Origin of the sequence: Prochlorococcus sp. MIT 1300 (assembly GCF_034092375.1) — a bacterium.
Lineage (GTDB): Bacteria > Cyanobacteriota > Cyanobacteriia > PCC-6307 > Cyanobiaceae > MIT-1300.
In genome coordinates this window covers 1340584-1353825 of sequence record NZ_CP139302.1, presented here as the reverse complement: position 1 = coordinate 1353825, position 13242 = coordinate 1340584, and the positions used below count along the sequence as shown (strand labels likewise).

At 41.2% G+C, this 13242-nt stretch carries 8 protein-coding genes; 2 read left to right on the top strand and 6 right to left on the bottom strand.

From position 1 onward, the window contains the following. Window positions 1-43: 43 nt before the first annotated feature. Window positions 44-880, bottom strand: a complete 837-nt coding sequence (locus SOI83_RS06990; RefSeq protein ID WP_320675981.1) for a hypothetical protein — start codon at window positions 878-880, stop codon at window positions 44-46. A 43-nt stretch (window positions 881-923) separates the two neighbouring features. On the opposite strand from SOI83_RS06990, the gene SOI83_RS06985 reads away from it, so the two are divergent. Then, the gene (locus tag SOI83_RS06985) at window positions 924-2066 is read left to right on the top strand and encodes a glycosyltransferase family 4 protein (RefSeq protein WP_320675980.1); all 1143 of its coding nucleotides are present in this window, start codon (window positions 924-926) and stop codon (window positions 2064-2066) included. A gap of 51 nt (window positions 2067-2117) precedes the next feature. Here SOI83_RS06985 and SOI83_RS06980 read toward each other — a convergent pair whose 3' ends face one another. The 4 genes from SOI83_RS06980 to SOI83_RS06965 are packed head-to-tail and all read right to left on the bottom strand — an operon-like array spanning window position 2118 to window position 8899. Next, complete coding sequence (locus SOI83_RS06980) at window positions 2118-3413, bottom strand: HlyD family efflux transporter periplasmic adaptor subunit (protein ID WP_320675979.1); 1296 nt, start codon at window positions 3411-3413, stop codon at window positions 2118-2120. Next, window positions 3406-6417, bottom strand: coding sequence for a peptidase domain-containing ABC transporter (locus tag SOI83_RS06975; protein WP_320675978.1), 3012 nt, complete (start codon window positions 6415-6417; stop codon window positions 3406-3408). Before SOI83_RS06975 ends, SOI83_RS06980 begins: the two co-directional genes overlap by 8 nt. A 2-nt stretch (window positions 6418-6419) precedes the next feature. Then, entirely contained in the window at window positions 6420-7145 is a 726-nt protein-coding gene (locus tag SOI83_RS06970) for a peptidylprolyl isomerase (protein ID WP_320675977.1), read from the bottom strand. Then, window positions 7145-8899, bottom strand: coding sequence for a tetratricopeptide repeat-containing glycosyltransferase family protein (locus tag SOI83_RS06965; RefSeq protein ID WP_320675976.1), 1755 nt, complete (start codon window positions 8897-8899; stop codon window positions 7145-7147). Before SOI83_RS06965 ends, SOI83_RS06970 begins: the two co-directional genes overlap by 1 nt. On the opposite strand from SOI83_RS06965, the gene SOI83_RS06960 reads away from it, so the two are divergent. Next, entirely contained in the window at window positions 8898-11093 is a 2196-nt protein-coding gene (locus tag SOI83_RS06960; RefSeq protein WP_320675975.1) for a tetratricopeptide repeat protein, read from the top strand. The two genes, SOI83_RS06965 and SOI83_RS06960, sit on opposite strands and share 2 nt — an antisense overlap. Here SOI83_RS06960 and SOI83_RS06955 read toward each other — a convergent pair. Continuing rightward, a complete protein-coding gene (locus SOI83_RS06955; protein ID WP_320675974.1) occupies window positions 11086-13239 on the bottom strand; it encodes a hypothetical protein in 2154 nt (717 codons plus the stop codon). The genes SOI83_RS06960 and SOI83_RS06955 overlap by 8 nt on opposite strands. Window positions 13240-13242: the final 3 nt, after the last annotated feature.

The following is a 13242-nucleotide window of genomic DNA, read 5'->3' as shown; positions in this document are numbered from 1 at the left end:
GCAGTCATATTGGCCCATTTCATGGCGAGTTAGCACATTTGCCCTATAGACATCCACTTGAAAGCAACCTTTCCATACGACGATGCGCGCCAGCAAAATGAAGAAAAAAGCTTCTCTGTGCTAGAGCGACTGCAAAAGATTCAAAGTCAACTAACTCCTCTCCAAGTCCATGAAGACGTTGAACAGCTAAAGGATTAACATCCCAAACAGCATGGTGAACACCAAACAAAAGATTGAATCTTGGATCAATTTCATGCAACAAACTGCGTTGAGTTAATTCAAGGTTTAAAGGGACCATCTCATGGAGAGCCCCTGGACCACCATCAGACCAGGTTTCATAAATGTGCCTAAATAAAGCTCCATGATGCTTAGGACTAAAAGCAATTACGCCGCTATTCCAAAGTGGCCGTCTTCTAGCATCAAACCCCCATAAATCTAAGTAGCTAAACATCTCATTCATAACTGACAGATGATTTAAACCTAGTGATCGCAATAGAATTGTTGACCATGTTCGCCGAAACCAATCTGGTTCATGCGCTAGAGGTGAACCCACATCCCTAGCCATGCCAACCTTGCTCAATGGCACTCCAAGCAAAGGGTCCGGAGCATGTGCACCTACCATTACATCAGCATCAAGCCATAGGACTTGCTCAAACGAAGCAATCTCAGGAGAAGACATGGCAAGTAATTTCTGCCAAGCAGGAGAACGATTTTTTGCCCTAAGGCTTATGTCTAAAAAATTGTCAAAAACAACCAGTTCATAACCATGGTTAGAGCACCATTGCAGCCATCCCTTCCGCAAATGGTTATACCAAGGGCGATAACAATTCTCCCCAACTGCGAGAGTAACTATCGCTCGCACCATATCTTGATTAATCACCAGCCAGGATCTTGACAGGAAAACCTTCAGATAGCTTGAAATTATGAAAATTTTGCTTGTAAATCATGGAAGTGCAAACAACTGGGGTGGGGGTGATGGAGTCCAAATGCGAGAGACCTCAAAGCGTCTAATCAATAGAGGACATGAAGTCGATTTGGTTAACAGTGACACTCCTGAGGTTGAGGGATACGACTTAGTCCACATTTTTAACTGCAGAGTGCAGCACTCATTTATTCAACAAATGAGAACATGCCTAAAAGCAAAAATCCCCACCGTTGTATCTCCTATATGGATCTCAATACCCAAGGCCTTATGGGGAAGCAGAGGAACCTTGGCAGTAATCCAGCAACTAGTTGAGCAAGGTGAAGAGATTGGTCTCAAAAGCCTCGAAATGCTCAAAGGCCGCAAACTGACAGTTCAATTACCCAACGGCACTATTGATGCTCAAGGTCAAGGAACTTGTGATCTGAGCTGGATGGAGGAAGTAGGCGCCCTCCTCAAGCAAGTTGATGGGTTATTAACTAACAGTTGGTTGGAATTAAAAGCCGTTCAAAACGAACTTAATTGGTGTGGTGATTGCTTTGAAGTAGCTCCATATGGAGTAGATCCCAGCCTTTTCCTAGACGCTGATCCAAATCCATTTCGCGAAAGTTTTGGTATCAAAGGTCCATTTATAGTTCAAGGAGGAAGAATAGAACCTGCAAAGAATCAAGCAATGCTTTGTTGGGCATTACGCCATACGAATCTTCCATTAGTACTAATTGGCAGCAGCAATAATTGGCCTGCTTATAGTGAACTATGTAAAAAGATTTATGGCGATCAACTTAAGATTATCGATCATATTTCACAACCACTTTTAGCTTCCGCTTTTGCTGCTGCATCAGTTCACGTGTTACCTAGCTGGATGGAAACTTGCGGACTAGTAACACTTGAAGCAGCTTTAACAGGGACACCGGTTGTTGGAAGTAATTTTGGACATGAGCTCGAATATTTGCGCCAAGAAACCTGGTGGTGCGATCCTGCGGACCCAAATTCAATAAGTACAGCCGTACAAAATGCCTGGAATGCTGGAAAAACTCATCACAGACCAGTAACCCTAAAAAGAAGAATTCTAGAAGAGTTTAATTGGGAAAGAACAACAGATGCAACTGAAAAAATATACAACAAAGTTCTAAAGAAAAGATAAAAAATTAGAATTTACGCAGAAAATATTTTGCCAAAGAACGATTTCTTAGTCTTAACGGAATGTTTTTACTCCATCCATTTGCTTAGTAAATAAATCTGTTAATATAGTAATCACTGGTCTTTTCCGTAACTTTATATTTGCAGAAACAGCCATTCCACTTTGTAGATTTAATTTTTTATCCCCATATAAAACAGTCTGTTGATTTAGGCTAATGCTTGCTGGGAAAGTGAATCTAGCACTCTCTGCATCAGGCGGAACGGCATCCAATGCAAGGCTAGTAATTTGACCATCTATATATCCAAACTCACCAGACGGAAAAGAGTCAACTGCAACCGAAACTGGCATTCCTACTTTCACAAAACCGATATCAGAATCAACTATTCCTACAGTTGCTTCCAACCTTTTATCGGGAACAATCTTCATTGCTATTTCAGAGTCTGAAATAACCGCATAAGGCTTAACTCTAGAATTAAATACTCGTCCTGATGTTGGGGCTTTAACTGTACGGTATGAGATTGTTTCTCGTAGCGCTACAAGCTCTGCTTTAAGACCAATCATCTGTCTATTAATTTGATTTAATTGTGTGGCTGTTTGGCCGACTATCCTAGATTTCTCTTCTTCTAAAGTCGATACTTGTGCGCGTGTTTCCTGAATCTGATTTAAACGAGTCAGATATTCATTTCGAGCCATCCCTCCTGCCTTATATAAAGGCTCAAGGTTCTTTCCAATATCTTTTTGCAATTCCAAAGTCTGCTTTCTACTTTCAAGGCGAATTGCAATCTGTTCTAGCTGAGATCGAATCTGCTGTGATTGTTGTGCAGCAATAACAAGTTGATTCATAAGAACTGGGTCTTCTACCGAAGGCAATTCAGGAGTAGATGCAAACTTATCGGGATCACCATCACTAGAAAGAACCAACGCAAGCGCCTCTGCCTGAAGAGATAATAGTTTTAAGGTTTTAATGATTGCCCGTCGTCGACTATCAAGTCCTTTTGCTTCAACACTAAAAAGAGCTTGCCCTGCAATGACTTGATCCCCTTCAGACACAAAAACATCACTAACCACACCTGAGCTTGGCGACTCAACATCTCGAACTCTTCCAGATGGAACCAACCTACCTCTAACAGTTATTGTCTGATCTATTTTTGCATTAAAAGCCCAAATAACTGTTGAGCCTAGAAGGACTACTCCTGTCCAGATTAATGCACTTGACCAGTGTCTACCTTGTCTAACAACTGAAGAACTACCCTCCCATAAATCCACCACTGGCTGATCAGAAGTGACTTCCTTCTGCATGCCACTATCTTGAGTTTCTTGATTATTTTCACCAGATTCGTTATTAGTCAAGATCTGCCTCCTGCTGAGAATAGAGGGCAAAATAACGACCCTGTAATTCTAATAGCTCATTATGAGTTCCAGATTCAACTAGTGAGCCCTGATCCAACATCAAAATCTGATCTGCACTCCGAATAGTACCAAGCCGATGGGTTATGAAAAAGACCGTTGATCCTTCAAACTCCTTCTTTAGATTAAGACAAACCTGTCTCTCTGTAATGTAATCAAGAGCACTTGTAGCTTCATCTAATATCAATAAGGTTGGACGCTGCAAGACTGAACGGGCAATAGCAATTCGTTGCCGTTGGCCACCGGAGAGAGAACTTCCTCGTTCTCCTACACGAGTGCCGTAACCATTTGGTAGCTCCATAATAAATTCATGAGCACAAGCTACCCTTGCAGCAGCCATAATCTCATCACTTGTAGCGTCAGGCTTAATTAAGGAAATATTGTCTCTAATTGATCCATCAAAGAGAAGACTATCTTGAGGAACTATCCCTATCTGGCGGCGAACAGATCCTAGCTGTAGTTTATTAATGTCATAACCATCTATCAGAATTCTGCCACTATCAGGTTCATAAAGACGAGGTAAAAGTTTCATAATTGTACTTTTTCCACTGCCACTTCTCCCAACAATTCCAACAAAAGAGCCCGCTTTTACTCCAAAACTAACATTTTTAACAACTAATGGTGCTCCCTCACCAAAACGAAAATCAACATCTTGGAAGGTTACTTCTCCAGCGACAGGAGGCAAAGGTAATTGATCAGCTTCTTGGTCAGAGCCTTCAGGGGCTGCATCCACAACATCACTAAGACGCTCTATAGATAAAGCAACACCTTGGAAAGTTTGCCAACTGGTTGCCAGATTAATTAAAGGACCAACTACATACCCTGAAATGATCCTGAAGGCGATAAGTTGTCCAATAGTTAAATCACCCTTAATAACCAAATATGCCCCAACCCATAATGTTAAAAGCCCAGTTAATGAACTAAGAAAGCCACCGATAGTTCCAGTAGATACACCTATAAGTAAAGACCTAAATGCTTCACTCATAAAAGATGAATATCTTTGTTGCCAACGCCATCTCACAGTATTTTCTGCATTCTGAGCTTTTATTGTTTGCACACCATTAAGAGATTCAACCAAAAAACTTTGAGTAGCAGCATTTTTCTCAGCCGCCTTGCGTAATTGTGCGCGAATAGCGGGAGAAGCAACATAAGTAAGTCCAAGAAATAAAGGTACTACTCCTAGAGTAACTGCTGTTAATACACCTGAGTAGACAACCATTACTGCTATGTAGATAACAGAGAAAATCGAATCCAATGCAAGTGTTAAAAGGCTTCCAGTAAGAAAGTTTCGAATGTTTCCTAGCTCTGCAAATCTAGTTTGAAGCTCACCTACTGGCCGTCTATCAAAATACCTTAAAGGTAACCTAAATAAATGCTGAATAACTTCTGCACCCAATGCAATATCTATTCGATTAGTGGTGTCGGAAAATAAATAGGTTCTAACAGCAGAAATAACCCCTTGGAACAAGCTAACGCCTAATAATATGAGTCCAAGTGTATATAAAGTATCAGTATTCTGCTGCCCTATAACTTTATCAAAAATTTGCTGCATTACCAACGGCTGAGCCAAGTTGAGTATCTGAAGAACTAATGATGCAACAACAACTTCAATCAAACTTCTACGATACTTCTTTAATTCTGGTATAAACCATCCCAGGCCTAATTTACGTCTCTGAGTATCACGACCTGGGCTAAGCATCAATACACGAGCCCCTCCTTGATCAGAAGTTATTTGATCAAGAGTAAGAGTTACTCGACCATATTCTGGTAATACTGCTTTGACCTCTCCTTGAGCTATATCGTGCAACATGGCTGGTTGCCCTAAAGCAATTACAAAGCATGGAAAAGTTGCTCTAGGTAATTGCACGTCAGGCAAATCAGCAATAGTCCCTGTGAAACCCATCAAAGTTGAAAGGTTTCCCATTTGCTCCAAGGTTGCAGCACCATTACCAATCTCGGATCTTGCACACCTTTCAATCACATCGCTACGAAATGGAACGTTGTAGTACTTGGCCAACATTTCCAGACTGGCCATGACATGTCCTAAAGAGCCTGTTGCTGTAACTACAGGGATCTTGCGACCCTTATGTTGGGTAGGTTTTTGAAACTCATTTAGTTCATTCTCCTGGGATTCAGTTACCAACTGCCCAGAAGGGTCAGGAGCCAAAAGGTCTGCATATCGATTTTCATCCCAAAGATCTTGAACAGTAATGCCCTCATCAGAATCCTCTGGGCCTTTAAGGGGCGGGTTTAAATTCTTCTCCCATAGGTCAGCGTCAATTCTGACCAATCGCAAAGGTTCTCCTTGTGGAATAGTCTGCAATAACTCCTCATCTACAGGACTACCAATAGGAACAGAAATACTCTTTGGCTGTCCATGCCAAAGCCAAATTGCACCATCTTGAGGGAGAGAGCGTTTTTCCCTAGCAGGAATAACTTGTAAACCAGGCAGCAAACTTGCCAACACATCCCTCTCTGGAGGGTCCGCCATAGGCCTGCGCCGCAAAGCCGGTGCCAAGGCAGCCATCAACTCCGAAGGGGAATTATTATTATCAATCCAATTAGCAAATGCTGAACTAGTGCGTTCAAGTTCAAGAAAGTCTTCAGCGGGAATGCCTATTAACTTGAGTGGACTAAGAGCAGAAATCCATTCACAAGGCTGTCTACATGCCAAGCCTGCCCAACCGACTAAATCCCCTGGTTGCGCATAGGCCAGAGTGACGGGCCTCCTCAAACCTGGGTCTCTATGAAGGACTCGCCCTCGCCCTTCAACAATTGCATAGCAATACTCAGGCAAACGATCCTGTACAAGAAGTTCCTGTCCGACGCTGCAATGAAAAGGCCTGGCTCTTTCAGCAATCCAAGCAAGTTGATCAGGATCTACATCCTGAAAAGCTTTAAAACGACCTAAAAGATCAACTAAAGATGTTGCAGATGTACTCGTCATAATTAAGGATCGTAATGCAGTGGATCAACCTGCTCACCGTCTAATAACTGTTCAACGCGTTTAGCCAGAAACTCCTCCAGTTGCTCATTCAAGAGTTGCTCTCTCATCTCTTCATCAAAACGTGCTGATGTGAGTTTTTCCAGTCGCAGCAGGACAACCCATTCTCCTAACTGTTGAGGCGGGGCAATTTCTCCAGGCTGCAATCGCCTAAGCATTTCGCCAAGCTGAGAGGGCAACAATCTACCTATAGGCAAAGGTCCAATAACTCCCTTAGAAGATGCTTCTGGACCCTCTCCGTAAGTCGCTGCAGCCTCAGCAAAGGTTATTTCATTTTCCTCTAATCTAATCCACAGCTCTCTAGCCAGAAAAGCGTCTTTAACACGTAATAGGGAATAAATAATGGTATCCCGTTCTGCACTACTAGTCAGAAATAATTCTTCAAGGGCAGGGCCAAATTGATGCTCAGAGAAAAGTTTCATAGCTTCAGCTCTACGAATATGAAATTCAAAATCATTAGTCGTCCACCCACGACTAATTAAGTACTGAGCTTCATCCTGCTCTCCGAGCATTTCTTGCCGTCTCTCAAAAATATACTCATCAGCAATAGGAACAAGCTCTACAATTTGTTCCTCTAGTTTATGTCGCAACAACTTGGGCACTAACTCATGACGCCGAACAAGACTTACGACATCTTTGTCTTCGAGTTCCAGAGAGCGTAAAATCAACATTATCTAAGTTTAGCGTTCGACAAACCATCAATATCAAGCAAGAAAAGATTGTCCATTGCAGTTTTCAGATCATTGATAAGTCCAGGCCAATCACCATGTTCCTTTTGACGAAATAAACGCATTGTTGGATACCATGGAGAATCTAGCCTGTCTTTCAACCAACGAAAATCAGCATTGTGCGGCAATAGTAACCATGTAGGACGATTTAACGCACCTGACAAGTGAGCCACTGCTGTATCAACAGAAATGACTAAATCTAATTGGTTAATAATATGAGCTGTCTCAGAAAAGTCTTTCAGGGTTTTAGACCAATCAGTAATTCGAGGATGGTTACGAAAAGGATCTAACTGTTTTGCATCCTCACCAAACTGCAAGCAATGAAGATTAATTAATTCTAGATCCAACAAATCTATTAAGCGAGGCATAAATAGTTCCAAGGGCATACTTTTGTTGCGATACATAGCTTTGTTATCTGGATTAGATGCCCAAACAATCCCAACTGACAGTCCTGCCGGATGAGGAGTGATAAGCAGAGACTCGTCTATAGGGCCTTCGGGTTGTTTTAAATAAGGAGTTGAAGAAGGAATGGTACTCAATTCAGTTCCAAAAAGTTTTGGCAAACTCAGAAGTGGTATCTGACATCTCAAATCCTCTTTATTAGTTTTATTGGGTTGCTTAATAACACGCTCTCCCAAACCAAACCATTGACTAAAAAGCTTTACCAAAGCTGGTCTTGTCATAAATTTATAGTTTATCTTCAAAGCATCTAAGAGATTTAAATATCTGGAAAATTGAATTGCATCGCCTAATCCTTGTTCACTCCAAACAAGAAGCTCCTCATCTTCACCAATCTTAGGACATTCTAAAAGGTTTTTTGGCTGGGCTCCCAAACTAGGCCGAATAAGGTCCTCAAAAGTTTTAGTTGCAAATCTAGATTCATAATAGTCCCATCCTTGTTTATATTGACCTAAGAGTAAATAACAAAGAGAAAGATTCCACAAGGAATTGGCTGAGCTGGATTCAAGTTCAACACCCTTTTCTAAAAAAGTTAGCGCCTGATCAGGTTTTAGGACACTAATCAGAACATTACCCATATTAATATGACTAGCTCCATGGGTTGCATCTAGCGATATAGCATGTTCAAAACTAGACTCTGCACTTTCAAAATCTTCTAAGCCAAAATATGCCAGGCCAAGATTACACCATGTATCAGCAACCATAGGGTCTAATCTCAAACTTAGACGAAAAACATTCAAAGCCTCTTCATACCTAGACTGATGATTAAGTGTAATTCCTAAATTGTGCCATGATTGCGCTGCTTGAGGATCATATTGAACGCTAAAATTGAATATACGCTCCGCAACCTCTGGCTCATCATCCATGAGCATATTCCCGAAATTATAATAAGAATCTGATCTTTCTGGATCCAATAAGATCCCTGTCCTATAAGAAGCTAGTGCAATTTGATAACCATCAGGGAGTTTTCGGGCAACCATGCCACGTAAAATTTGAAAATCAGTATTAAATAAAATCTGATCATTACCTTTATCTAAAACAGCCAATGCCTCAACGAATAACTTTTGCCGCCACAAAGCCAAACCCCATGGCAATAACCAAAGATTATCTTTTGTAGCCAAATGAGCCTTTTCAGCCTTCTGAATGACTCCTTCCAACTCTTTAATAGGTACAGAGGCTCCTACCTCCATTAATTGGTAGGCATTTTCATAAGATTGATCCTGCAGATCAGAGAGCATGTCGAGTAAAGAATCCGATCTACGCCAAAAAGCCTGGTTAGCGCACCACCAAGGTCTACTTGGCAATGCAGAAGAGCTTTACCGACAATTACTTACAAAAGGCTCTATAGAAGCCAAAATAGATTGTCGTGACGCGATTAACTTAGGAGCTCTGCTCAGAAGCCAAGGACGCCTAAAAGAAGCCAGAGCACACTACCACCACTATCTCAAAATATTCCCTCAGGAAGTCTCTTTAAGATTAAACGGAATAAATGCTCTTTTCGAACTAGAAGACCACATTGAAGCCAAAGGGTGGATAGACCAAGGCATTCAATCCCATCCTGGCAATATTGACCTGAGACTTGCCCAAGCAAAAAATCTCCGCTGTCTTAAGCACATAAACGAAGCCAGACAAGTCTTAGAACAGCTAATTCAAAACGATCAAAATAGATTGGGAGTTTGGCTAGACTTAGGTCTTATTTGTCATCAACAACAAGATTGGTCCGCAGCATTATCTGCTTTTGAAAGAGCTACAAAACTAGACCCTGAAGATCCAAGAAGCTACGCAAATAGAATCACCGTCTTACAAGAAAAAGGAGACTTCTTAACAGCACAAAATCTTATAAGAACACTGCCCAATCAAATTGCTACTAATAATCTTGTCCAAGGTGCAAAAGCAGGATTACTTATTAAACAACAAAAATTTGAAGAAGCCGAAGCTTTACTAACCAGTTTATGTATTAACCAACCAGATAATCCCATTAATTGGCTCAACCGAGCAGCTTGCCTGAGAAGCATGAAAATCATGGGAAGGTGCACTTGGGTTTTAAAGCAAGGGCTCCGTTGGAATCCTGGTCATGCGGATCTTGAACAATCACTTGGTCAAAGCTTGGCGGAAATGGGCAAGCATAAACAAGCTATGGAACTTCTTCAAAGATCGGCAGGGCCAATTGAACAACTTACAGACACCTATTTAATGAATTTGCAATTCTTAGGTGCTGGATATCACCTCATTAGTTCAACAGAGCGACAAAAGATGTCACTTTTATGGGAAGGGAGAAAGAAAAAAGAGGGGGTAGGAGATCTTTGGGGAGACGTAATTCATGAGGATCCAAACAAGCGTGCTTTAAAAGTTGGATATTTATCAGCAGACTTCGCAAACCATCCTGTCGGACGTTTTATATTACCAATAATAGAGAGTCATGATCGGAGACGTGTAGAAGTATGGGGACTAAATTGCACAGTGAAAGAAGACGAGTTAAGCACAAAAATAAAAAATAAATGTAACCACTGGCTTAATATTAGGTTTGGAACAGACCTTGAGATAGCACGTCTGATCTCTGATCTAAAATTAGATATTTTAGTTGAGCTAGGTGGATTTACTGGTAATAGCAGAATAGGTATTTGTATTCATCGCCCAGCACCAATTCAACTTAGCTATCTAGGTTTTTATGCACCTACATATCTCCAATCAATTGATGGCTGGATAGGAGATCAAGATTTATTTGATGGGTTACAGGGTATTGATAAGCAGCAAAACCTCCTTAAGGTTAGTGGAGGGTACATGGCGTTCAAGCCTGAAGTAGAGCCAAAATTAAGAGAAAGAGTTGCAAATAAATACTTTCAATTTGGGTGCTTTAATCACTCAAGGAAATTAACTCAGGAGACTATAGACTTATTCTGCAAGGTATTAGAAGCAACCCCAGAAGCACAGCTTGTCCTGAAAAGTATCAGTTTCGTAGAAGAAGCTGAGCAAGATAGGATAAGAGATCTTTTTGAAGACAATGGGCTTGCAAATGAAAGATTAGTAATACTGCCCTGGGTGGAAGGGTGGCTAAACCATGTCAGCCTTTATCAGCAAGTTGATGTAGCTCTAGACCCTCTACCATATGGAGGAGCAACCACAACTTGCGAAGCTTTAATGATGGGCGTGCCAGTTCTAACGATTGCAGGAGAAGGCATGGTAGGTAGACTTTCTGCCAGTATTCTTATGAATGGAGGTTTCAAAGAATGGGTATGTCAAAGTGAATCAGAATTGATTAAAAAAGCGATCAAATTATCCAAACAAGGCCCGAGAAATCTTAAAGAAAGACAGAAAGTAAGAGAAATACTTCATCAATCACCGTTATCAGATGCCAAGCGCCTTACAAACGAACTAGAAGAAATTTACTACTCATTGACCAAAAGGCATGTAAGCAAAGAAATAGTCATATAGAAGATATAGAACTATAAAGATAGTTAAATGATGAAAGCAAGGATGCCATCAAAGAATGAGCATCTCCTATTGGATTATTCTTAATATGATTGCGCCATTTGTCCCTATCAAGGCGCAATACATTCAACTGCTGTGCCTGAGCTATGGCCATGTTCAAATATTCCTGTTTGGAGTTAACACACCATTCACCCAAATCAGCTCCTTTTAAAACTGCTGTACTCATTCGGCTTACGTAAGTATTACCTGTAAGAGTAATTACTGGGACTCCCATCCATAAGGCCTCACAAGTAGTGGTACATCCTCCGTTGGGGAAACAATCAAGCGCAACATCTATATTTGCGTATTGAGCCAAATGATCGTGACTACTATCCGCCAGAGGTAGCCAAATAACCTTTTGAGGGTCCAAGCCCTGTCTAATCATTCTGCGTCGCAACAATTCTTGTGTACCTTGATCTGTTTGAACATTTGCTTTTAAAACAAGCCGCGAATCAGGTATCGATTCAAGAATTTGACCCCATAACGCTAAAGTTGCATCAGAAAGCTTGCGATTGTGATTAAAACTGCCAAAACGTATGCCTCCTTTGGGTGCTTCAGTTACATCAACTTGTGACTCAGGAAAAATTTGCGAAGGTTCCCAAGCCAGAAAACACCTATCAAGCCGATGCAACTTCTCTGTATGCCATTCGCTCATAGGGTTAGGAAAAAGATTCTCATCGCCTAGCCAATAATCAGTCGAAGGATTACCTGTCGACGCAAAATATCCTAAGTAATTAATTTGCAAAGGTGCCATTCTTGCTAAGAATCCAGGCTGAAAACAACCTCCGGTCCAGCCTGAAAGGTCAACCGCAATATCAATATTATGTTCCCGAACAAATGGAACACGATTCTGCTTAGGGATAGGAGCTAAATCAAGTACATCAACACCCTTTAATGCCTCAAAGTGAGAAGCAAGAGAATGCTCTAAGTGATCTTCAGTACAGACAATTACATGTTCTTGTGAACCAACAGTATGCGCATATCTAAGAAAGCTGTGTAGAAAGCGTGAAACAGGATGATATGCAATATCCCCACTAACCCAAGCTATTTTCTTAGGCAAAGTAGCTGCCTGAGCTTGAGGGGCTTGAGCAAGCTGAGCGGCAATAAGAGGAAGTGACGCTAATCGGTTACAAAAAGATGTGGCTAATTCAGAAGCAATTGGTGACTCTATGCTCGCGTATTGAAGATTTAAATTTGTAAGTAATCCAATATCAAAGTCTTCCTTAAACCAAGGGTCCCGCAGAGATGGTAAAAGCCATGGGAACCATTCAACATTGCCACAATGTTCATATGTACTTACATGGTTGGCAACATTAATCTGATGGGAGTCAATTGAAGACCAGGTACTATCAACTAAAGCAGCTCTTCTGCCCAAGGAAGGCTGGCGTTGCATCAACTTTACTTGGACAATTTGGGTTAAAAATGAAGGGACTTCTCCATGGTGTGACACACCTACCCGCAAAGCAGGAATTACTGCCTTTGAATCCTTAGCATTTATTGCGTGAATTGAAGTTTGACGAGCCAAACCGCGATGAGTTGGGAAACGGTTCAGGGCTTTGGAAACGATTGACAGTGATTCTTTCCCATTGCCAACCATTTCCAGAAAGCGTGCCTTGAGTCGCAAGAACTCCAGGCAATTAGGTCCAGAAAAATGTGTAACCAAAAACTCAACTTTCTTAAAATCACATAAACGTAATGCAATAGCGATTAACGAGAGCTGTCGCAGTAACTCACTATTCGTTTGTTTTTCAATCAAAGGATAAAGCTTGTCTAGATCTAAGTTACTTCTGTTGGTAAGTCTAAATTGAACCTTCAAGTACCAAAACGGTACATGCTGATGCTGCTCATACTGTTCTACTGATTTGAGTAAATCAGGTATGGAAAGATATCTCGATTCAGAAAGACGCAAAAAAATAAGGAGCCAAAACAATTCCAAATCATCCGGGTCCAACGCTAATCCAGATAAGAGAATTGCTTCTGAGCTTGTCCAATCCTGACGTCTTAGATAGCAAGAGGCATCTACCGCCAGATCAGTAGTTGGAAGTTGCTTGGGAAGCTCATCAGGCCAGCCAAACAAGAGCTTTTCAAGTCTGTGAAATGAAGCTGACATCAA